This window comes from Arthrobacter zhaoguopingii (assembly GCF_009828605.1).
GTDB classification, from domain to species: domain Bacteria; phylum Actinomycetota; class Actinomycetes; order Actinomycetales; family Micrococcaceae; genus Arthrobacter_D; species Arthrobacter_D zhaoguopingii.
Window position 1 is genome coordinate 42,740 of record NZ_WIAE01000009.1, and the last position, 22,870, is coordinate 65,609.

Annotated in this window: 14 protein-coding genes; 9 read left to right on the top strand and 5 right to left on the bottom strand. The window is 69.4% G+C overall.

Features of this window, described 5'->3' with window-relative positions; genetic code table 11:
• Positions 1–187 precede the first annotated feature (187 nt).
• Positions 188–1,570 (top strand): dihydrolipoyl dehydrogenase, encoded by a 1,383-nt coding sequence (gene lpdA, locus GVV77_RS12790; protein ID WP_159618947.1) that lies wholly within the window; start codon positions 188–190, stop codon positions 1,568–1,570.
• 149 nt (positions 1,571–1,719) lie between these two features.
• Positions 1,720–3,552, top strand: coding sequence for a 2-oxoglutarate dehydrogenase, E2 component, dihydrolipoamide succinyltransferase (sucB, locus tag GVV77_RS12795; RefSeq protein ID WP_159618949.1), 1,833 nt, complete (start codon positions 1,720–1,722; stop codon positions 3,550–3,552).
• Between the two features lie 151 nt (positions 3,553–3,703).
• On the opposite strand, the gene GVV77_RS12800 is transcribed toward sucB, so the two are convergent.
• Entirely contained in the window at positions 3,704–7,153 is a 3,450-nt protein-coding gene (locus GVV77_RS12800; protein WP_159618951.1) for a S41 family peptidase, read from the bottom strand.
• 83 nt (positions 7,154–7,236) lie between these two features.
• Here GVV77_RS12800 and GVV77_RS12805 point away from each other — a divergent pair, with 83 nt between their 5' ends.
• On the top strand, positions 7,237–8,130 hold the full coding sequence (locus GVV77_RS12805) for a TIGR01777 family oxidoreductase (protein ID WP_159618953.1): 894 nt from the start codon (positions 7,237–7,239) through the stop codon (positions 8,128–8,130).
• A gap of 1 nt (position 8,131) precedes the next feature.
• Here GVV77_RS12805 and GVV77_RS12810 read toward each other — a convergent pair whose 3' ends face one another.
• On the bottom strand, positions 8,132–10,306 hold the full coding sequence (locus tag GVV77_RS12810; RefSeq protein ID WP_159618955.1) for a serine/threonine-protein kinase: 2,175 nt from the start codon (positions 10,304–10,306) through the stop codon (positions 8,132–8,134).
• Positions 10,307–10,379: 73 nt separating this feature from the next.
• Between GVV77_RS12810 and lipB the strand changes: the two genes are divergently transcribed.
• The 3 genes from lipB (at position 10,380) to GVV77_RS12825 (ending at position 12,940) form a co-directional block, all read left to right on the top strand.
• Positions 10,380–11,102, top strand: coding sequence for a lipoyl(octanoyl) transferase LipB (lipB, locus tag GVV77_RS12815; protein ID WP_159618957.1), 723 nt, complete (start codon positions 10,380–10,382; stop codon positions 11,100–11,102).
• Entirely contained in the window at positions 11,099–12,100 is a 1,002-nt protein-coding gene (gene lipA, locus GVV77_RS12820) for a lipoyl synthase (protein ID WP_159618959.1), read from the top strand. Before lipB ends, lipA begins: the two co-directional genes overlap by 4 nt.
• Positions 12,101–12,187: 87 nt before the next feature.
• Positions 12,188–12,940, top strand: coding sequence for a DUF4191 domain-containing protein (locus GVV77_RS12825; RefSeq protein ID WP_159618961.1), 753 nt, complete (start codon positions 12,188–12,190; stop codon positions 12,938–12,940).
• A 150-nt stretch (positions 12,941–13,090) separates the two neighbouring features.
• Here GVV77_RS12825 and GVV77_RS12830 read toward each other — a convergent pair whose 3' ends face one another.
• Entirely contained in the window at positions 13,091–13,528 is a 438-nt protein-coding gene (locus tag GVV77_RS12830; protein ID WP_159618963.1) for an RDD family protein, read from the bottom strand.
• A gap of 292 nt (positions 13,529–13,820) precedes the next feature.
• Here GVV77_RS12830 and glnA point away from each other — a divergent pair, with 292 nt between their 5' ends.
• The 3 genes from glnA (at position 13,821) to GVV77_RS12845 (ending at position 18,275) form a co-directional block, all read left to right on the top strand.
• A complete protein-coding gene (gene glnA / locus GVV77_RS12835) occupies positions 13,821–15,245 on the top strand; it encodes a type I glutamate--ammonia ligase (protein ID WP_159618965.1) in 1,425 nt (474 codons plus the stop codon).
• A 267-nt stretch (positions 15,246–15,512) separates the two neighbouring features.
• Complete coding sequence (locus GVV77_RS12840; RefSeq protein WP_159618967.1) at positions 15,513–15,725, top strand: hypothetical protein; 213 nt, start codon at positions 15,513–15,515, stop codon at positions 15,723–15,725.
• Positions 15,726–16,139: 414 nt separating this feature from the next.
• Complete coding sequence (locus GVV77_RS12845; RefSeq protein ID WP_159618969.1) at positions 16,140–18,275, top strand: acyltransferase family protein; 2,136 nt, start codon at positions 16,140–16,142, stop codon at positions 18,273–18,275.
• A 118-nt stretch (positions 18,276–18,393) separates the two neighbouring features.
• Here the strand turns inward: GVV77_RS12845 and GVV77_RS12850 are convergent, their stop codons facing one another.
• Both GVV77_RS12850 and GVV77_RS12855 read right to left on the bottom strand, forming a co-directional pair.
• Positions 18,394–19,596: a hypothetical protein gene (locus GVV77_RS12850; protein ID WP_159618971.1), complete on the bottom strand. Its 1,203-nt coding sequence runs from the start codon at positions 19,594–19,596 to the stop codon at positions 18,394–18,396.
• Positions 19,597–19,836: 240 nt separating this feature from the next.
• On the bottom strand, positions 19,837–22,845 hold the full coding sequence (locus tag GVV77_RS12855) for a bifunctional [glutamine synthetase] adenylyltransferase/[glutamine synthetase]-adenylyl-L-tyrosine phosphorylase (protein ID WP_159618973.1): 3,009 nt from the start codon (positions 22,843–22,845) through the stop codon (positions 19,837–19,839).
• Positions 22,846–22,870: the final 25 nt, after the last annotated feature.

Consider the following 22,870-nt stretch of genomic DNA (forward strand, 5'->3'; position numbering starts at 1 on the left):
GAAGGCCCGCCCGGCACACCGCCCGGCGGGCCTTCGTGAGACTGCCCACACGTGCCCGGAATGGGGGGTTCCCATGTGGCCGCGGGCAGCATGGAGCGATAGGGTAAAGCCTGATCACCAAGCAATTTGGCACAATCAATCACCGACGCGTCTCGGCGCGTCATTGCTTACGCGAGGGAGCGTCAAAGTGGCCGATACGGCAGCTGCGCAAGAATTCGACATCCTGATCCTCGGCGCGGGAAGCGGTGGCTATGCCGCCGCCCTCCGGGCCGTTCAGCTGGGTTTGACCGTAGGCCTCGTGGAGAAGGGCAAGCTGGGCGGCACCTGCCTCCACAACGGCTGCATCCCCACCAAGGCGCTCCTGCACACGGCGGAGGTCGCGGACAGCGCCCGCTCGGCAGGCAAGTACGGCGTGAACGCCACCTTCGAGTCGATCGACATGGGCGCGGTGAACGCCTACAAGGAAGGCATCATCGCCAGCAAGTTCAAGGGGCTGACGGGCCTGATCAAGTCCCGCGGGATCACCGTGATCGAAGGCGCCGGCCGGCTGACGTCCCAGAACACGGTCGAGGTCGACGGGACCTCCTACACGGGCAAGAACATCGTTCTCGCCACCGGTTCCTACTCGCGGACCCTGCCCGGCCTTGAGATCGGCGGCAGGGTCATCACCTCCGACCAGGCCCTGCAGATGGACAGCGTCCCCAAGAGCGCCATCATCCTCGGCGGCGGCGTCATCGGCTGCGAGTTCGCCTCCGTCTGGGAGTCCTTCGGCGTCGACGTCACCATCATCGAAGCCCTCCCCTCCCTCGTGCCCAACGAGGACGCCACCATCGTCAAGGCCTTCGAGCGTGCGTTCAAGAAGCGCGGCATCAAGTTCAACACCGGCACCCGCTTCCAGGGCGTCGAGCAGAACGACGAGGGCGTCACCGCCACCCTCGAGGACGGGAAGACCTTCAAGGCCGACCTCATGCTCGTGGCCGTCGGCCGCGGACCGGTCACCGCGGACCTCGGCTTCGAGGAGGCGGGCCTCACGATGGACCGCGGCTTCGTCATCACCAATGAGCGCCTCCACACCGGCGTCGGCAACATCTACGCCGTCGGCGACATCGTCCCCGGCCTGCAGCTGGCCCACCGCGGCTTCCAGCAGGGCATCTTCGTCGCCGAAGAGATCGCCGGCCTCAAGCCCGTCGTCGTCGAGGACCTCAACATCCCCAAAGTCACCTACAGCGAGCCCGAGATCGCCTCGGTCGGTTACACCGAGAAGGCCGCCAAGGAGAAGCTGGGCGAGGACAAGGTCCTGACCCAGGAGTACAACCTGGCCGGCAACGGCAAGAGCTCCATCATCGGCACCGGCGGGCTGGTGAAGCTCGTTCGGGAGAAGGACGGCCCCATCATCGGTGTCCACATGATCGGCAGCCGCATGGGCGAGCAGATCGGCGAGGCGCAGCTGATCGTCAATTGGGAGGCCTACCCCGAGGACGTCGCCCAACTGGTTCACGCCCACCCGACGCAGAACGAATCCCTCGGCGAGGCCGCCCTGGCCTTCGCAGGCAAGCCCCTGCACAGCTGAGCTCCGCCCGCACCCCCAAGTGCGGGCCCGGTGCACCCCAAACGGGGTGCACTAAGCTCGCAATAAGCCATCCAAGCATTTCCGGCTGACCCCGCACCACCGGGGGCCCGGCCGCCAGGAACGAACCAACAAGGAGAAACGGGGACACTATGTCTGAATCCGTGAACTTACCCGCTCTCGGTGAAAGCGTCACCGAGGGCACCGTCACCCGCTGGCTGAAGCAGGTAGGCGACCGAGTCGAAGTTGACGAGCCGCTCCTTGAGGTCTCGACCGATAAGGTCGACACCGAGATTCCCTCGCCGATCGCGGGCGTCATCGAAGAGATCCTCGTCGCCGAGGACGAGACGGCCGACGTCGGCGCCCCCCTGGTGCGCATCGGCGACGGCTCGGGAGGCGGCTCGGCCGACTCCAACGGCAGCGCGGCTCCCGCCGCCGAGCCGGCCGCCGAAGCCGCCCCGGAACCGGCAGCCGAAGAAGCACCCGAACCGGCGCAGGAAGCCGCCCCCGCGCCCGCCGCTGAGGAGGCTGCCGCACCGGCCGCCTCCGGTGGATCGGACAGCGGTTCGGACAGCGGATCCGGCGAAGGCACGGAGGTCACCCTGCCGGCCCTCGGCGAAAGCGTCACCGAAGGCACGATCACCCGCTGGCTCAAGGCCGTCGGTGACGAGGTCGCCGTCGACGAACCGCTCCTCGAGGTCTCGACCGACAAGGTCGACACCGAGATCCCCTCCCCCGTGGCCGGAACCCTCCAGGAGATCCGCGTCAGCGAGGACGAAACGGCCGAGGTCGGGGCCGTCCTCGCGGTCATCGGGACTGGCGCCGGCGCACCGGCCAAGGCCGAGGCGCCCCAGGGCGAGCCGCTCGCCGCCGGCGAGGCGGAGAGCCGCGAAGCCCCGGTGGCGGCACCCAAGGCCGAAGAGGCTCCGAAGCCCGCCGAGAAGACCTCTGAGCCCGAGCAGGAACCAGCGCCCGCCCCGGCACCGCAGGAAGCGCCCGCTCCGGCCCCCGCGGCCGAGCAGGAGGCTCCCGCGGAGTCCCAGCCGGCCGGTGACGCCTACGTGACCCCGCTGGTGCGCCGCCTGGCCAACCAGAACGGCGTCGACCTCGCCTCCCTCCGGGGCACCGGCGTCGGCGGTCGGATCCGCAAGCAGGACGTCCTCGAGGCAGCGGAGGCGGCCAAGGCCGCCGCTCCGGCTCCCGCCGCGGCACCGGCGTCCGCGCCGGCCCGCGCTGCCGCTCCCGCCGTGGAGCCCTCGAAGCTGCGCGGCACGGTCGAGAAGGCCCCACGGATCCGCCAGACCATCGCGAAGCGGATGCGGGAGTCCCTCCAGGTCTCCGCCCAGCTCACCCAGGTCATCGAGGTCGACATGAGCCGCATCGCGCGGCTGCGGAACACCGCGAAGAACAGCTTCCAGGCCCAGAACGGCGCCAAGCTGACCTTCCTGCCCTTCATTTCGAAGGCCGTGATCGAAGCGCTGAAGCAGCACCCGAAGCTCAACGCGTCCTTCGACGAGGAAAAGAAGGAGATCACCTACCACGACGCCGAGCACCTGGCGATCGCGGTGGACACCGAGAAGGGCCTGCTGGTTCCGGTCATCCGCGATGCGGGCAACCTGAACCTGGGCGGCCTGGCGAAGAAGATCGCCGACGTCGGAGCGCGCACGAAGAACAACAAGATCGGACCGGACGAACTCGCGGGCGGAACGTTCACGATCACCAACTTCGGCTCGGTCGGGGCCCTGTTCGACACCCCGATCATCAACCAGCCCCAGGTGGCCATCCTCGGCACCGGGACGATCGTCAAGCGCCCGATCGTCGTCACGGACGCCGACGGCGAGGACACCATCGCCATCCGTTCGATGATGTATCTCAGCCTGACCTACGATCACCGCCTGGTCGACGGCGCGGATGCCGGCCGGTTCCTGCAGACCCTCAAGGCACGCCTCGAGGATGGAGCCTTCGAAGCCGAGCTCGGCCTCTAGGTTCTCCGCTTCACCACAAAGGGCGGCGTTCCCCTCGGGGAACGCCGCCCTTTGCTATTGTCTGCCGGTTACCGTCAGCCACTTGACGCCGCCGGTCCGGCACCCAGCGGGAATCCGGCCGCCGGCCCGGGAGCCGGGCGGCCGGGACCGGTCAGCCGCCCGGGCGTGCCGGCAGCGGCGCCGGGCGCAGGGAACGGTATCCCTCGCGCGCCGGGGGGAGGTCCGTGGGCAGCTCGGTGAGCATCTCCTTGAGGGTGGCCACACCGTGCTCGAGCTGCGGGTCCTCCCCCGCGGCGTAGGCGTGTGGAGGGAAGGGCACGTCGATGTCGGGGTCGACGCCGTAGTTCTCAACGCCCCAGCCGGGCCCGCCGGTCATCCAGAAGGAATACCTCGGCTGGGTGACGCCGGTGCCGTCGGCGAGGCGGAACCTTCCGTCGATACCCACCACGCCGCCCCAGGTCCGCGTCCCGATGACCGGGCCGATCCCGCGCAGCTTCGCGACCTGCGTGATGATGTCTCCGTCGGAGCCGGCGAACTCGTCGGCGAGGATGACGACCGGCCCGCGCGGGGCGTGCGCCGGGTAGGTTCCGGGCTGCTCGCCGCGGGGGAAGGCCCAGGCCGTGACCTTCCGGCCGATCAGCTCCGCCACCAGCTGCGAGGTGTGGCCGCCGCGGTTGCGCCGCACGTCGACGATCAGGGCGTCGCGGCCCGTTTCGCGGTCCAGGTCGCGGTGCAGCTGGGCCCAGCCGTTGGCCACCATGTCCGGGATGTGGAGGTAGCCGAAGCGCCCGGCGGAGGCCGCGTGCACGATGGAGCGGTTGGCGTTCACCCAGTTCTGGTAGCGCAGCCGTTCCTCGCTGCGCAGGGGCACAACGGCCACACGCCGGGTGGCCGCCGCGCCGCCGCCGTCCCGGCGGGTCACGGTCAGCTCGACGGTCCGGCCGGCCGAACCGGTGAGCAGGACCGACGGCCCGAACCCGGAAGGGACCGGCACGCCGTCGACGGCGTCGATGGTGTCCCCCTCGGCGACGGCCACCCCGGGGGCGCTCAGCGGGGAGGATGCCTGCGGATCGGATGATTCACCGGCGAAGATCCGCTTCACCGTCCAGCCGGCTTCCGTCGGCTCAAGCTCGGCGCCCAGGAAGCCCTGCGCACCGCCCGGTTCCGCGTTCAGGGCCGGGGTGACGTAGGCGTGGGAGGTTCCCAGTTCGCCGTGGAGCTCCCAGAGGACGTCGATCAGGTCGTCGTGCGAGCCGATCCGGTCAAGGAGCGGGCGGTACTTCGCGCCGACCGCCTCCCAGTCGATTCCGCCGAGGTCGGGCGTCCAGAAGAAGTCACGCTGGAGCCGCCAGGTCTCCTGGTAGGCCTGCTTCCATACGGCGACCGGGTCGAGCAGCACCCGCACGCGCTCGAGCCCCACTTCGATCCGCTCGGGCGACTCCGGCTCGACCTTGCCTGAGGTGGGGACCGCGGTGACGGTGCCCTGGCGGACGAGCACGGCGGTCGAACCATCCCCGCTGACCCGGTAGGAGTCCGCCTCGGCGGCGAGGACCTCGACGGTGCGCCGCTTCAGGTCGAACCGTTCCAGCCGGCGCGCCGGCTCCTGGTCGGCGGGAGTGGCCCGGCCGTCGCCGGTCAGTCCCCCGGCCTCCCCTGCGGTCCACAACAGGGCGCCGTCGACCGCGGAGAGGGACTCGTAGCGGCCCTGGGCGACGGGTACGGCGATGATCCGTTCCCCGATGCGGTCGGCGTCAACGCTGACCGCATCGGGCGCCTCTTCAGCGCCCCCGTCCTTCCCCGCGCCGTCCGGGCGGGCGGAGTGCGCGGCCGGGCCGAAGGGCGAGGGCGTATCGGCGGCGAGCGCCACCAGGAAGGGCTTGGTTGAGGCGGGGAAGCTCAGGTCGAAGCGGTGCGTGTCGTACACCGGATCGAAGCTGCGGTCCGAAAGGAACGCCAGGTACTTGCCGTCGCGGGTGAAGACGGGCGTGGAGTCGCGGAAACGCCCGTCGGTGAGGTCGTGGACTTCTGCCCCCTTTTCGGCCAGTGCGATGCGGATCCGGGTCCGGGCACCCTCGGTCGTCACCGGCTCCGCCCAGGTGACCCAGCGCGAGTCCCCCGAGAAGGCGATGTCGTTGATGGCGCCGTGTTCGGGCGCGGCAAGCGGGAAGAACGACCCCGAGGCCACCTCGAGCACCAGCAGCCCGCCGAGTTCACCGGCGACGGCGACGCGTGCCCCATCCGGGCTCACCGCGAGTTCGCTCGCGCGGAACGGGCCGTCGAAGGCGAAGGTGCGCAGCAGCCGCGCCTCCGGCGCGTCCTGGGCGGCGAGCGCGGTGGAGCCCGGGTCGCCGGCCCCGCCGTCGTCTCCGCCGTCGTCTCCGGCCGGGGCCTGTACCGCAGGAGCGCCCTGAAGCGCCGGCACCGGGGCCGGCAGGGCGGGGCCGCCGCTGTGCCGCTCCGGGTCCGGGGAGGTGCCCGGCTGCGGTGCGGTGCCGGCCGGCCTGGCAGCACCGAAGACATCACGGATGTAGAGGGATTCTTCGCCGCCGTGGTCGGCAACGTAGACGACGCCGTCCGCCCCAAGGGGCCGTCCCAACCGGGCCCGCACGCCGGCGGTGCCCTCGATCACGCGTGAGGGGCCGTCCCGGTGGGTCAGCCAGTGGAGGGTTCCGTGGGTTTCGACCACGCTGGCATCACCTGCGGGAACCGGAACGGCGGCCGCGAGGTGGCGGGCGGCGTCGAGCAGAACCGGCCGCCGCGCGGTTGAGGCCGACCCGAGCTCGATGTCCAGCCGTTCCGGCGCCGTCTCCGGGTCGAGCGAGCCCAGCAGCCACAGCTGTCCCGCCGATTCGTAGACGATCCGCTCCCCGTCGGTCGAGGCGTGGCGCACGTAGAAGTCTTCGTTGTCGGTGTGCCGGCGCAGGTCCGAGCCCTGCCGGTCCACGGAGTACAGGTTGCCGTAGCCCTCGTGGTCCGAAAGGAACGCCACGCGCCCTCCCACCCACATGGGATCGGTGAGGTTTCCGTCGAGCTCGGGCACGAACCGGGAGAAGCTGCCCCCGCCGTCGGTGTCGATCCACAGTTTTCCGGCCGTTCCGCCGCGGTAGCGTTTCCACCACGCCTGCTCGCGCGTCATCACGCTGCCGATGATCACCGGGCGCTCGTCGCCGAGCGCTTCCCCGTGCACGATGGTGTCGACCGGGCCGTACGGGAGCACCGTCTGGGCGGAACCGTCGAGGGGTACCCGGTAGGCCCAGGCCAGCCGGGGGTCCTCATGCCGGTAGGCGCTCGTGGCGATGACGTCGCCCTGTTCGGTAAACCCCTTGACCCGGGTGCTCTGGTGCCCCCAGAAGGTCAGGCGCCGGTAACCGCCGCCGTCGGCGTTCGCCGCCACCACCTCGGGCGCACCGGCCTGCACCACGGTCCAGGCGATGACCTTTCCGTCCGGGGAGAACCGGGGGTTGCGGGCGGGCAGCTGCATCGCCGAAATGCGCCACGCCCTTCCACCCGAAACCGGCGCCACCCAGACGTCGTTTTCGGCGACGAACGTGACGGAATCTCCGGAGAGATGCGGAAAGCGTAAGTAGTCTGAGGAACCCATTGCCCGATTCTAGCCACAGCCTCCGCCGCAACCGCTGAGGCCGCCGTGTTCCCCCGCGACGTCGTGGATGGTTCGATGGGGGCATGCATATTCTCATCGCCGGCGCTTCCGGCCTGATCGGCAAGGCTCTCTCGAACCGGCTGCGGGACAACCACACGGTCACCCGGCTTGTCCGGCGTGCTCCCGCAGGCCCCGATGAAGTGGCGTGGGATCCGGCCCGGGGCGAGCTCGACCCGTCGGTGATGGACCAGGCCGACGCCGTCATCAACCTTTCGGGCACGTCAATTGCCGGCGGCCTGTGGACCCGCAGCCACAAGGAGTCCCTTTACTCCTCGCGCATCCGCTCCACCCGCACCCTGGTCGAGGCGATGCGGCGGGCCGGCAGTCCGCCGGCCGTGTTCCTCAGCCAGTCCGCCTCCGGGTACTACGGGAATCGGGACGATGAGGTGCTCACCGAGGCCTCGGGCTCCGGTGACCTCTTCCTGTCCGACGTGTGCCGCCGCTGGGAGGCCGAGGCGGTGAGGGCCCCCGAGGGTGTACGCACCGTGCTGACCCGCACGGGCATCGTCATGAGCCGGAAGGGGGGCGCCCTGCCGAAGCTGCTCCTGCCGATGCGCCTCTACGCCGGCGGCCCCCTGGGAAGCGGCCAGCAGTGGTGGCCGTGGATCACCATGACCGACGAGGTCCGCGCCATGGAACACCTGCTCACCGCGGAGGTGGAGGGGCCGGTGAACCTCTGCGCGCCGCAGCCGGAGAGGCTGCAGACGCTCCTCCAGGAGCTCGGCAGGGCGTTGCACCGCCCCACCCGCTTCCGCGTCCCGCAGAAGGTCCTGACTGTGGCGATGGGCCAGCTCGCGGACGAGCTCCTGCTGGTGAGCGCACGGATGGATCCGAAGGTCCTCACCTCCTCGGGCTTCCGGTTCGACGCCGTAACCGCCGCCGATCTCGCCGAGCAGGTCCGGGATCGGCGCGTCTGACTCAAGGGCCCGGCACGGCCGCATACACCGAGTGGATCCTCCAGCCGCCTTCGTCCTGTAGGACGAAGACGAGTTCCTGCCGGCGCGGAGGGACCTCCGTCGAGACGGCGGCTCCCGAGCTGTCGAGTTCGGTGTGGGCCGAGACCTCCACCGTGGCGGCGACCGCCGCGGTCCGGGGTGCGCTGCCTTCGGAGGGGGTGCCCGACCCCGGGGGGAGTGCGGCAGGGGGTAGTGAGCCTGCGGGTTCGACGGCCCGGGCCTCGATCACGGTCAGCCGCAGCCCGGCCAGGCGCCGGCCGGTTTCCGCCAGCGCGGTGACTTCCCGGTGGTCCGCGGCCATCGCCGGCGACCCCGGCGCGTTGACCTCGCAGAGCACGGCGGGATCCGCCGTGGCGAAGGCGGCGGCTCGCTGCTGCGCCAGCTGAGGCAGTGCCTCAAGCGGGTCAACCTTTGAAACCGGTTCGGGCGCCGGAGCCTCCGACGGCTCCAGGGTGTCGGGCGTCGATCGAGGCCCCGAAGCATCCGGGGTGCCCGATGGAGGATGGGACTCCGCATGGCCTGGTGCACCTGCGGACTCGGGGGCCTCCGGTGATTCCGGAACGTCCAGGGGAGCCGGTTCCTGCCGGGGAGCCGGTTCCTGCCCGGGAGCCGGTTCCTCCCCGGGAGCCGGTTCCTCCCCGGGATCGGGTTCCGGGCCCCTCGCCGGCGGCAGCTGATCCGGCCCGGGTCCGGGCAGATCCGGCCCCCGGTCCGCTACGGCCTCCGGCGGGCGCTCAGGCAGGCGGGGGTGCCCGCCCTCCCCCTGTGCCCAGACCGCGCCGGCCGCAAGCAGGACCGCGAGGGCGGCCGCCGCAATCCATCCCGGAATCGAGTCCGGAACCCGACCGGGTCCCCACCGTGCGGCCGACCGCCGACCCCTTCCCGCCGCCGCAGCGCGCCGGCGCGGTTCCGCGGGCCGGGAATCCGTCCTGCTCCCCCGGGCCCGGACCCGCGGCCCGGAGCTCCCCCTCCCGCCCCCGAACGCTGATCCCGCGCCGGACCCACCGGACCTCCCTCCGCCCGGACCGAAGCGGCCCAGGGGACCCCGAAGCCTGGCGTCTGGTGCCGCGTCGCGCCGCGTAAGTAGGCGCGGGCGGACATCCTCCCCCACCGCCTCGACGAGCCCGACCGGCACTGCCGTACCCGCCCGCAGGGTCCCCCGCGCAAAGGAGACGGCATCAGGGCGCTGCGCCGGATCCCCGGACAGGGCCTCCTCGATCAGGCCAAGGAACCGGGGCGGAATCTCGGGTACCAGCAGAGACAGGGGCGGGCGCTGCGCTGACGGCCCGGGCACCCGGCCGGTCAGGGCAAACCACGCCACCGCACCGAGGGCGAAGACGTCGGCCTCGGTGTTGAGGCACTCCGGCTCCGAGGGGCGGGGATCCGTGAAGCCCGGCGTTCCGGCCGTGAGCCGCCGCCCCTCGCCGAGGCGCCGCCCCAGTTCGAAGTCGCTCAACAGCGGCTTGCCTTCCTCGGTGAAGAGGATGTTCGAGGGAGTGACGTCACCGTGGGACACCCCCTGCCCGTGGAGGTAGGCGAGCGCCTGCGCAATGGGCACCAGGACCGTGACCACCTCGCCGACCGGCAACGGACCCCGCACCGCCACCAGGTTCTGGAGGGAACCTCCGGGGGCGTAGTCCAGAAGCGCACCGGGGCCGCGGTCCGTCGCCACGATCCCGTGGACATTCACGAGGTGTTCGTGGCGCAGCCCGCCCGTCACGTCCACCTCCCGGTGGACCATTCCGACCACGATGCCGGGATCCCTTGCGTCCTGAGCAGCGCCGGAGTATCCCTCGGAGCCGACCTTCAGCGCGAAGACTGCGCCTCCGTCGTTTGCGGTGACGAGCCAGACAGAGGAACTGCCGCCCGTTCCGAGCAGGCGTCCCGTCTCGAACCCCTCGACCGAGGGCGGGGATCCGGCACCATATCCACCGTTCGGCACAGGGGCAACGCCGCCGTCAGGCTCAGGGGCAATGCCGCCGTCGTGGATCCCGGGACGCCTGGAGAAGGCGCCTCCCCCGGCATCGACGTCGCTGCTCCGGCGCCCGGTGCGACCGGGGAAACGGTGTCCGTCGCCGGCGGAGGTGTCCATCCTTAAGTTGTAGTCCCCGAAATCCCACCCGAGGCTCTTATCCACAGGGCAGGCGTACCTCTTTCGTGTGCGGATTTCTCCGCGCCTTTTTGCGGGTGGCGGGCATTACCCTTAACCCATGACTCTCGAGTTCGCCAGGATCGGCCTCTCTCCCGAATACGTCGACTACACGAGGGCCTGGGACCTCCAGCGCAGCCTGCACGACGCAGTCGCCGAGGGGCGCTCGCCGAGCACCGTGCTCCTGCTTGAGCACCAGGCCGTCTATACGGCGGGAAAACGTACCGAGGACCACGAGCGGCCCTTCGACGGCACGCCGGTGGTGGCGGTGGACCGGGGCGGGAAACTGACCTGGCACGGTCCCGGCCAGCTCGTCGGGTACCCGATCCTCGCCCTGCCCGAACCCACGCGGGTGACCGACTACGTGGCGATCCTCGAGGACGTCATCATCGCCGCGCTCAAGGACTACGACGTCGAGGGCATCCGCATCGACGGGCGGTCGGGGGTGTGGATCGCCGCCGGAGGAGGACTCCCGGACCGGAAGATCGCCGCCATCGGAATCCGCATCAACCGGCGGGTGACCATGCACGGATTCGCAGTGAACTGCAGCAACAGCCTGGCACCCTTCGAGCAGATCGTTCCCTGCGGCATCACGGACGCGGGCGTCACCAGCATCTCCGCCGAGACCGGCCGCACCGTTCCACCATCGGACATCGTGTCGCGCATCGAGGAAGAACTGCGCAAGAATGAGTCTGCATTGGTACTCGACGACGCGGCCACAACGCTTCCCGACGGACCGACCGACGATGCTGGCGCCGACCAGCCCAAAGGAGCTTTACTGTGAGCCTGGCCCCCGAAGGACGCCGCATGCTGCGCATCGAAGCGCGCAACGCCGAGACGCCCGTGGAGCGCAAGCCGGACTGGATGAAGGCCAAGGTCAATATCGGCCCCGAGTTCGTCTCCATGAAGAACCTGGTCAAGAAGGAAGGCCTTCACACGGTCTGCGAGGAGGCCGGCTGCCCCAACATCTTCGAATGCTGGGAGGACCGCGAGGCGACCTTCCTCATCGGCGGATCCGAGTGCACCCGCCGCTGCGACTTCTGCCAGATCGACACCGGCAAGCCCCAGCCGCTGGACCGCAGCGAGCCCTTCAAGGTGGCCCAGTCGGTCCAGTCGATGAACCTCCGCTACGCCACCGTGACCGGCGTCGCCCGTGATGACCTGCCCGACGAAGGTGTCTGGCTCTATGCCGAGACGATCCGTCAGATCCACAGCAAAAACCCCGGCACCGGCGTCGAAATCCTCATCCCCGACTTTTCCGGGCGGCCCGAGCACATCGCGGCCATCTGCGACGCGGCACCGGAGGTGTTCGCGCACAACGTCGAAACCGTCCCACGCATCTTCAAGCGGATCCGGCCCGCCTTCCGGTACGAGCGGTCCCTCGATGTGATCTCCCAGGGCCGGGCGCGCGGCATGGTGACCAAGTCAAACCTGATCCTCGGGATGGGCGAGACGCGGGAGGAAATTTCCGAAGCGCTCCGCGACCTTCACTCCGCCGGGTGCGACCTGATCACCATCACCCAGTACCTCCGACCGAGCGAACGGCACCTGCCGGTGGACCGGTGGGTCAAGCCCGGCGAGTTCATCGAACTCCGCGAGGAGGCCGAGGAGATCGGGTTCCTTGGGGTCATGAGCGGACCGCTGGTGCGTTCCTCCTACCGGGCCGGCCGGCTGTGGGCGCGCGCGATGCGGCGGAAGGGGCTCGAACTCCCGCCGGAGCTTGCGCACCTCGACGACTCCGGCCCCTCACTCCGGGAAGCCTCCGATCTGAAGGCCGGTTGACGGCCTGCAGGCACCTCAGCACTTCCGGCTTCAATAGGCCGCCTCGGCGCGCCCTGAGCGGCCGCCATCACGTAGAATTGAGCCACTATGTCGCACAGCATCAATCCTGAGGGATCCCCCGCGCCCAAACGGCGCCTTTTCTCCCGCAAGCCCAAGGCTGCCAAGCCGGCGAAGAAGACCGGCAGGACCAAGCAGATCCTCGAAGTCTTCAAGATGACGAGGCGCAACGACCCGAACGTGGTCTGGGTGATGCTCCTTGCCTTCCTGGGCATCATTGCTGTGGGGCTGATCATCGGTCTGCTCATCCAGAACGTCGTGACGCTGATGCTGATCTCGGTGCCGCTGGCCTTCCTGGCCGCGGTGTTCATCCTGTCGCGCCGCGCCGAACGGGCCGCCTTCTCGCAGATCGAGGGCAAGCCGGGCGCCGCCGGCGCCGCACTGAGCGTGCTGCGCAGGGGCTGGATCCTCGAGGAGCAGCCCGTGGCCATGAACCCGCGCTCCCAGGACGCCGTGTTCCGCGCCATCGGCCGCCCCGGCATCGTGCTGGTCACCGAGGGCCCGTCCGGGCGCGTGAAGCGCCTCGTCGACGACGAGCGCCGGAAGATGGCCCGCATCGTGCCGAACGTGCCTGTCCACGTGATCCAGGCCGGCCGCGGCGAGGGCCAGGTGCCCCTGGCGAAGGTGGCCAAGACCGCCCAGAAGCTCAAGAAGTCCCTCACCAAGCAGGAGGTGCACGCCGTCGACAAGAGGCTGCGCGCACTCGGCACCCGCCTGCCGATCCCAAAGGGCGTCGATCCGTACAAGGCCCGCCCGGACCGCAAGGCCATGAAGGGCCGCTAGGCCCGCGGACTTCTCTGTGGCAGGAAATTCCCGTGAATCCGGGGTTTCCTGCCACAGTTCGTTAAGGGGCCAGTGCGTTAAGGGGCAGTGGTTTGAGTATCAGTGCTTTGAGTACCAGTGCCCCGAGGGGCCGGTGCTCCCGGGGCCGGACTAAATCCGGACGAGGACGGTGCCGCGGACTCGGTCGTGGAGGCCGCGCTGGTCGGGGTCGAAGATGAGTGCGGGAATCACCAGGCAGATCAGCACGGAGCGGATTGCGGCGGTGAGGAACCCGGCCGGACGTCCATCGAGGGTCTGCACCTGCATGCTCAGCACCCGGTGGCCGATGCTGTAGCCGAAGAAGCCGACGAAGAGGATCTGTTCCAGGAGGAACAGGTACGTCGTGGCAAACGCGTCCCAGCCGAAGAAAGCCTGCGAGATGAGGGTGCACAGCGCCCAATCGATCAGCAGCGCCACCACCCGGGGCCCGACCCGCGCGATGGAGCCGGGGCCGCTCTTCGGACGTCCCAGCCGCTGTCCGGGCCAGTCCTGCGCTCCGGAGGGAGGAGGTCCGTTGAGCCAGGATCCGACGTCGTTTCGATTCACCACAGGCTCAGTTTACCGGCGGACGCCCGCCGGTCTTTCCCGTCCGGCGCAGACCGCCGTCCCGTCCGATGGCGCTGGCTCGGCCCTTCGCTCCCCGGACGGCACGCTAGGCTGAAAGCACTGCCCATTAAGTAACGTGCCGGAAACAATGGTGACACCAGAGGGAAACTGCGCGCTTCTACAGTTGTAACTTGTCGGCTGCAGCAAGGCACTGCCCGTGTGTCCGCTTTCTGTTGACGCGGACACCCGATGACGCCGGGCCGTTACCCAAGCTATGCGTAAGGAGCATCAATCCATGTTCAAGAATGCGGACGAAGTCCTCAAGTACATCGCTGACGAAGGGGTGAAGTTCGTCGACGTCCGGTTCACCGACCTGCCCGGAGTGCAGCAGCACTTCAACGTGCCGGCGAAATCGGTGGACGCCGATTTCTTCATCCACGGCCAGCTGTTCGACGGCTCGTCCATCCGCGGCTTCCAGGGCATCGCGGAATCGGACATGCAGCTGATCCCCGACGTCACCACCGCCTTCATCGACCCCTTCCGGGTCGAAAAGACGCTGGCGCTGAACTTCTCGATCGTGAACCCCCGCACAGGCGACCCGTACCACCGCGACCCGCGCGGCGTCGCCGAGCGTGCCGAGGCCTACCTCGCCTCCACCGGTATCGCCGACACTGCGTTCTTCGCACCGGAGGCGGAGTTCTTCATCTTCGACAACGTCCAGTACGAGTCCTCCCCGCAGGGAAGCTTCTATAAGGTCGACTCCATCGAGGCCCCGTGGAACAGCGGCCGCGAGGAGGTCGGGGGAAACCTCGGCAACAAGACCCCGTTCAAGGGTGGCTACTTCCCCGTCTCCCCCGTCGACAAGCAGGCCGATCTCCGCGACGCCATCTGCGTCGAGCTGGACCGGGCCGGCCTTGAGGTCGAGCGGTCCCACCACGAGGTCGGCGGCGCCGGACAGGCCGAGATCAACTACAAGTTCACAACGATGACCCACGCTGCGGATGACCTGCAGAAGTTCAAGTACATCGTCAAGAACGTCTCCAACGCCTGGGGCAAGTCGGCAACGTTCATGCCCAAGCCGGTCTTCAACGACAACGGGTCGGGCATGCACTGCCACCAGTCACTGTGGAACGGCAGCGAGCCGCTCTTCTACGACGAGCGCGGCTACGCTGGGCTGTCCGACATGGCCCGCTGGTACATCGGCGGCCTGCTCAAGCACGCTTCCGCCGTCCTGGCCTTCACCAACCCGACGGTGAACTCCTACCGCCGCCTGGTGAAGGGCTTCGAGGCCCCGGTCAACATGGTGTACTCGCAGGGCAACCGCTCGGCCGGCATCCGGATCCCCATCACGGGCTCCAACCCGAAGGCCAAGCGCATCGAGTTCCGCGCTCCGGACCCCTCGTCCAACCCCTACCTGGCGTTTGCGGCCCAGCTGATGGCGGGCCTCGACGGGATCAAGAACCGGATCGAACCGGCCGACCCCATCGACAAGGACCTCTACGAGCTGCCCGCCGAGGAGGCCAAGGACATCCAGAAGGCCCCCGGCTCCCTTGAGGAGGCGCTGCTCGCCCTCGAGGCGGACAACGAGTTCCTGCAGGCCGGCGGGGTCTTCACCCAGGACCTCATCGAGACCTGGATCGCGTACAAGCGCGAGGTGGAGATCTTCCCGCTGTCGCTGCGCCCGAACCCCTACGAGTTCGAGCTCTACTACGGCGTCTAGCCCGGCCCCAGGGACGCAGCGGGTGTTTACCCATAGACCGTCCTGACGACCTGGCACCGGCGCCTCACGCTGGCCGCCCGGAAGGCCCCTCCACCCGATCCGGGCGGAGGGGCCTTCTGCGTTCGCCCGCCGAAACTGCACCTCACCACGCTTCACCGCGTGCAGAACGTGGTGAGCTGCAGTTTCGAGGGGGTGAGGTGCGTTGAAGGGATTCCCCGGGATCGGCTGGGACCTGTTCAAACTTCCGGTTCGGCGCAACAATCGACCATGGAGAAAACTTATGAGGTCGAAGTTGAACTGGATCCCGGTGCTGAGGTTGAGGACAGCAAGGTCTTCGCGGTGGGGGCAGCGCAGATCCAGACGCTCGCCGCTGCCGACGGCCACACCCTGACCGATGAGGAGGTCCTTCAGGGCCTCCGCGCGGAGCGGGTCGCACCCGGCAGCAACAAATGCAGGGTCTCAAAGACCATCCAGATCTGACTCCGTCACCGCGCCGCAGCCCCGGTCCGCCCGCCGGGTAGACGGCGAAGCGGGCCGGCCCCCGGACTACCGGGCGCGAGCCCCCGCACCGGACACGGACACGCACACCCAAGCACGCAGGACACATGCGCGCGGCGGCACCAGCACGATGGCACACGGGCGCGGACAGGCCGGGATCAGCGCAGCACCGCGACACAAGATTCCCGCACTGAAGCGGCGCCCTGACACAGCGCGGCCGGGACCGCCACCAAAAACTGGGTCGCCACCGCGCGGTTCGCCGATGAAAAAATGGGCCGGTGCCCGTCGGCTGGACGGTGAATGTCCAGCGTCACCTAATTGGGGAAAATCCTCAGCACCCTTATAATTTCCCGAGCGCCGAAAAACGAACAGTTCGACGGATCGAGGTGTCAGAGAATGAGCAACGCCGTGCGCACGATGACGCCTCCACGCCGCGCCAGTACGCCGGCCAAAGAGGTCCGCAAGGATGTGCAGGGCCTCCGGGCCATCGCGGTGCTGCTCGTGGTGATCGCCCATCTCTGGCCTGCATGGCTGCCCGGTGGATATGTCGGAGTGGACGTGTTTTTCGTCATCTCGGGCTTCCTGATGACGAAGCACCTGCTCTCAGAGCTCGGTCGCACCGGCGGCGTCCGGCTTGGGGTCTTTTACCTCCGCCGCATCAAGCGTCTGTTGCCCGCCGCGCTCACCGTGGCCCTGGTTTCCCTCGCCGCGGCGTGGGCCTTCCTGCCCTTCCCGCGATGGGCCTCCCTCGCCTGGGAGACCATCGCCGCGACCGTCTATATCGAGAACTGGGTCCTTGCTGACAAGTCCCTTGACTACTCGGCGGACAACGCGGCGCCCTCGACCGTCCAGCACTACTGGTCGCTGTCGGTCGAGGAACAGTTCTACCTCGTCTGGCCGCTGTTCCTGCTGGGGCTCTTCCTGCTCGCCTCCCGGTGGAGGCTCCCCTCCGTTCAGGTGGTCCGCGGTGGCCTGGCCGCCGCCGGGGTGCTCTCCCTGTTCGTCTGCATTCACCTGACCTACACCAGCCCCAGCGAAGCCTACTTCGTGACACAGACAAGGGTCTGGGAATTTGCCGCCGGCGGACTCATCGCGACCGTCCTTACGCTCCCCCGCTCCCGCGCCGGGGCAGGGTTGCTGGTGAGCGGAGCCGCTCAGTGGGCCGGACTCGGCCTGATCCTGTTCGCCGCGGTCAGTTTCAACGACGAAACTCCCTTCCCCGGCGCGGCCGCGCTCGTGCCCGTGGTCGGCACCCTGCTCGTCCTGGTGTCGGGGCCGCACCACCCCAGGTGTTCCCCGAATACGCTCCTGGCGGCACCGCCGGCCCAGTTCATCGGAGACATCTCCTACTCCCTCTACCTGTGGCACTGGCCGCTGATCGTCCTGGCTCCCAGCATCCTGAACCGTGACCCCGCTCTCGGTGACGAGGTGCTGCTGCTCGCCGTTGCGGTGGCCCTGGCCGCGCTCACCAAGTCCCTGATTGAGGATCCGGGGCGCTCGGTCCTCTTGGCCGGTGCTTCATTCGGCCGGGTCCTCTCCGCAACGGCCGCTTCGATGGCCGTGGTCACCGCGGTGGCCGCTGCAATGATCATCAGCGTCGACAGCGCCGAGCGTAACCACAGCGCCGTCCTCAAGGATGCGTCGCGGAGCGCCTGCTTCGGCGCCGGCGGCCTCCAGCCCGACCGGCTCTGCCCGGATCCCCTTGGGCCGCCCGCCACGGAGGTAGTGACCGCCGCCGAATCCTACGACACCTCCCCTCCCGAATGCGGGCGGGCCGCCGACCCCCTCTGGATCAAGAAGGCGAACCGGCTGATCGAATGCGACTTCGCCAGCGGAGCCGATCCGGCAGCCACCGTATGGCTGGTTGGGGATTCCCACGCCGAGCAATGGCAGGCGGCAATCTTCGAACTTGCCCGGCAGAACCGCTGGATGGTCAAGAAGAGCGTCGTGGACGGTTGCCCGGTCGTCGACGTGCCCCGGGTGGCGTTCAAGGGCAAGCCGACCACCAGCGAGGCGTACCGGAAGAAGTGCCTGAAGTGGAGCGGCGCCGTCTCCGAGCGGATCACGGCCGAGAAACCCGAACTCGTCTTCGTCTCCTCCTTCGGCGTGGTGGAGAAAATCGACGACGGAAGCGGCCGCTCACAGCCCGAGCAGTACCGCGACGGATTCGCCCGCCGGGCCCTGCCCTGGGCCGAGGCAGGCATCGAGGTGTTCGTCCTGCGCGACACGCCCCTGACCATCGAACGTACCACCGCCGAGTGCCTGGCGCAGAACCCCACCGCGCCGCGCGCCTGTTCCAACGACGGCGCTGACGCGCTTCCCGCCGATCCCCTCGCCGAAGCCGCGAAGGCGGCGCGATCGGACCGGATCAAGGTCCTTGACCTGTCGGACCATTTCTGCCCGGACGGGCGGTGCTACGCCTCCATTGGCGGAGCAAACGTGTACTACGACGATAACCATGTGACCTCCACCTACATGCGCTCCCTCGCCCCGGCCCTGGCGGCCGATCTCGAGGCCAGCCGCGCAGGCTGAGCCCTCCACTTCGGATCCGGTGGACCGGCCCAGCTGCCGGGAAGCAACCAGTGCCCCCATAAAAACGCTGCCGCCCACCGGGAACGGTGGGCGGCAGCGTTCATACGCACCGAACGGTTCAGCAGCGGTTGCGCCGCTGTTCGGCCGTCGCGGGATTCTTGTAGCAGGTCTGGCCGGTGGTGCGGGTGTCGGTTGTGACGATCGGAGCACCCGGAGCCTCGGTCTCGACAACGAGAGGATCAATCTCCTCACGGGTCACCGTGACGGTGGGCTCCGCGGGGACCGTCGCCGTCTCCACGTCCTCCCTCGTGTCACCGTCGGCTCTGGTGATCACCGGAGCGGTCGGTGTGCAGACAACGTCCGATTCCGGCTCGCCGGGCCGGGTTCCGGTGGTGACGACCGGAGTACCCGGGACGTCCGCCGTGGTGATGATTGAGTCACCCGCGGCAGAGGAGGTCGATATCGCCGGAGTGCCGGTGGGGGTAGGTATGTCGGTGCCGCGCGGGAAGTTGAATGCGGTCTTCGTCGTGGTCGTCGTGCGTGTCGTCGGCTGGGTGGTGGTCGCCGTGCGCTCGGTCTGCTGCGTGGTCGCCGTCGCGATCTGCGTCTGGAAGGTCGTGGTGGTGCACGACTCCCGCGGCTGCGTGGTGGTGAACACCTCGGTGACCGGCGTGGTCGTGGTGACCAGCGTCTCCCGTGGCTGCGTGGTGGTGGTGACCCGCTCCTGGGGGGTGGTCGTCGTGGTGACGACCGTGGTGGGTGTCGTCCTGGTGGTCAGGACGGCGCGGTCGCACTTCTCGACGGGCTTTGCCGACCGCTCGTCATTGACCCTGCGGCAGTTGGTGGTCGTCGGCTGCTCGGTGGTCGTGGTCGTGCCGCGTTCGGTGCGGGTGGTGGACGTCGGGGCGCCGGCGACGACGACGTCCTCACTGGTGTCCTCACCGGCATCGCGCTCCTCCTCGGTGACGACGGGGGTGCCGGCGCGCTCGGTGCGGACGACGGTTGCCTCGCCGGTATCGCGTTCCTCAGTGGACATAGTGGGGTTCGGCTGGCGCACCGGCCGGGAGGTGTCCACGGTGACCGGATCGCCCACCGGGCGGTCCTCGCTGAAGGTGGTCGTCGCGGTGCCCGACGGAACATCGGGGCTAACGACCACCGTGGTGACGGTGCAGGTCTGATTGTTGCCGCTTCCGCTCAGCGTTCCGCCCAGCGCAGTGCAGTTGGCCTGCCGTTCGGCGGGCCCGGCGAGGACGGGTCCGGCTGGTGCCAGTGCGACGACGAGTCCAAGCGTCGTCGCGGCTACCAATGAAGAAAAACGCATAATGAACTCTCTGGTCGGGGCGCACCCGCGCGTGCGGGATGCCCCGACCGTAAGGCTACTGATCAATTCGCGGCAACGAAACCGGGCCCGACTTGGAAGGGTCGGGTAGCGCATGGACACGAAACAGGTAATTGCCTTGAGCACCGAGTGCCGAGGGGCGTGGTCCTACAGGCAGCCGGGCCCGCGGATGGGAGTAGCTGCCGGCGCCTCCGGACGGACCAGCAGAAGCAGGGCGGAACGTCAGGTTCCGTAGAAGTTGCGCTCGAAGATGGCCCGGCTCCGGCGGGTCAGACGGAGATAGTCCTCCTCCAGCTCTGCGCCCTTTCCGGGCCCGTAGCCGCACCAGCGGGCCACCGCCTCGAGGTCGCGTCGGGAGGAGGGCAGCAGGTCGGAGCTGCGCCCGCTCCAGATGACGTTGGCCGCACGGAGCCTGCTGGCCAGCAGCCAGCTGCGCCGCAGGGTTTCCACTTCGGCGGCCGGCAGCAGCCCGGCGGCCTCCACGGCGTCCATCGCCTCAAGCGTGGAGGCGCTGCGCAGTTCGGGCACCCGGGCGGCGTGGCGGAGCTGCAGCAGCTGGATCAGCCATTCGACGTCGCTGAGGGCGCCCCGGCCCAGCTTGAGGTGCCGGGAGGGGTCGGCCCCGCGCGGGAGGCGTTCGGCCTCCATCCGTGCCTTGATCCGGCGGATCTCCCGCTCGTCGGTCTCCGACAGTGAAGACGGGTAGCGGATCGGGTCGATGAGCTCGAGGAAGGCGGCCGCCAGGGCGTCGCTGCCCGCCATTGGCCGGGCCCTCAGCAGCGCCTGGGCCTCCCAGATCAGTGACCACCGCTTGTAGTACTCGCGGAATGAGTCAAGGGAGCGCACCATCGGCCCCTGCCTGCCCTCCGGACGCAGGGCGGCGTCGATCTCAAGGACCCGCTCCGCTCGAACCGGCGGCTTGGACGGCTGGGTGAGGTTGGCGGCCAGCTGTGACACGACCTTCTCCGCCTGCCGCTGGGCGGCGGCCGGATCGGCTCCGGGCAGCGGCCGGTGGACGTAGAGCACATCGGCGTCGGAGCCGTAGGTGATCTCCCGGCCGCCCTGACGTCCCATGGCGATCACGACGACGTCGGTGATGCGGGGCTCGGACGCATGGATGGAATTCTCCGCAACGTGGAGGGCGCCGAGCACGGCGGCCCGGTCGGCGTCGGCGAGCGCGTTTCCCACCGCGGGCTGTGTGAGGAGCCCGGCGCTGTCGGCGATGGCGATGCGGAGCAGTTCCCGGCGGCGGATGAGGCGGATCAGCCGCATCGCGTCCTGGGGCTGCGGGTGTCGCGACATCTTCGACCGGATTTCCTGCCACTGCGACTCGAAGGTGTCGGGGACCAGCTCGGGGTCCGAGCCCAGCCACTTCGTCGATTCCGGCGAGACTTCGAGCAGGTCGGTGATGAACCTGCTCGAAGAGAGCACGTTGCACAGCCGTTCCGCCGCGGCCTTCGAGTCCCGCAGCATCCCGAGGTACCAGTGGCTCTCCCCCAGCGACTCGCTGAGGCGGCGGAAGCCCAGCAGCCCGGCGTCGGGGTCAACTCCGTCGGCGAACCACGCCAGCAGGATCGGCAGGAGCTGACGCTGCAGCACAGCCCGGCGCCGGATGCCGCCGGTGAGGGCCTCGATGTGGCGCATCGCGCCTTTCGGGTCGGAGTAGCCAAGGGCCGCCAGCCGCGCCTGGGCCGCCTCCGGGGTGAGCTTGGCGTCTTCGAGGCTGAGGTTCGCCGCGGTGTTGAGCAGCGGCCGGTAGAAGATGCTCTCGTGGAGGCGCTCCACCAGCCGGCGGGTCCGCTGCCACTTCTCGACCATGCTTCGTGCGGTGGGGCGCACGCCGACCATCGCACCCTCGGTGGAGCGCGCCAGCGCGTGCCGGGCGGCGTCGCCGTCGGGCATCAGGTGGGTGCGGCGCAGCTGCGTCAGCTGGATGCGGTGCTCAAGGAGGCGCAGGTACCGGTAGGCGTAGTCGAGGTCAGCGGCGTCGGCCCGGCCGATGTACCCGGCGGCGCTGAGGGCCGCGATCGCCGAGACGGTGTCCCTGACCCTCAGGCTTTCATCGGCCCGCCCGTGCACCAGCTGCAGCAGCTGCACGGTGAACTCGACGTCGCGCAGCCCGCCGCTGCCGAGCTTGAGCTGTTTCGGCCCCTCGTGCCGCGGGATGTTCTCGGTGACCCGCCGGCGCATCGCCCGGACGGACTCCACGAAGCCCTCCCGCTCCGACGAGGTCCACACCAGCGGTGCCACCGCCTCCTCGTAGCGGCGCCCCAGCTCCGGGTCCCCGGCCACCGCCCGCGCCTTGAGCAGCGCCTGGAACTCCCAGGTGGAGGCCCACCGGGAGTAGTAGGTCAGGTGCGATTCGAGGGTGCGCACCAGCGGACCGTCGCGGCCCTCCGGCCGGAGGTTGGCGTCGACCTCCCAGAGCGCCGGTTCGGGCCCCGGGGAGTAGACCCCGCGGGAGATGCCGGTGGCCAGGGCGGTGCCGATGCGGCTCGCGAGGGCCTCGTCGAGGGACGGGGCGTCGATCACGTAGATGACATCGACGTCGGAGATGTAGTTCAGTTCCCTCGCTCCGCACTTGCCCATCCCGATGACGGCGAGCCGGACGGCGGCGATGTCGTCGGCGGAATAGCTTTCGGCGAGGTCCGCACGGGCCACGGCGAGGGAGGCCTCGAGCGCGGCCGCGGCCAGATCCGCCAGTTCGCGGGCCGCGGTGGGCAGGTAGTCGACGGGAGAGGGATGGGAGAGGTCGCGCACCGCCAGTTCGGTCAGGTGGCGGCGGTACGCCGCGCGCAGGCACTGGTGGGCGCCCGTCCCGGTCTTCCCGGCGACGGGGTTCTCCACCGCCGGGTCGGCGTCGACCGCGGCCAGCAGGGAGGCGCGGAGCTGCTCGGGAGCCACGGCGGGTGCCGCCCGAGCCGGGGGCCGGACCGCGTCGAGGTGCGCGGGGTGGCGCATGAGGAACTCCCCCAGCGCCTCGGAGGCACCGAGGAGGCGGAAGAGCGCCGTGGCCCGGTCCGGTTCCCGCGTGAACAGGTCCGCCACTGCCGGTTCGACGGCCAGCAGGCGCACGTACGACTGGAGGGCGAGGTCCGGGCTGGCGGCGTGGCCCAGGGCGGCGAAGAGCAGCTCCGCGTCAATGCCGGCCAGTTCGGGGGCCTCGAGGAACCGCGTGCTTTTCTCGAGGTCGGTGAAACCGGCGCTGATGAGCCGTCCCGCCAGGCTCATCGGGCACCAGCGGCCCGGCAGGTGC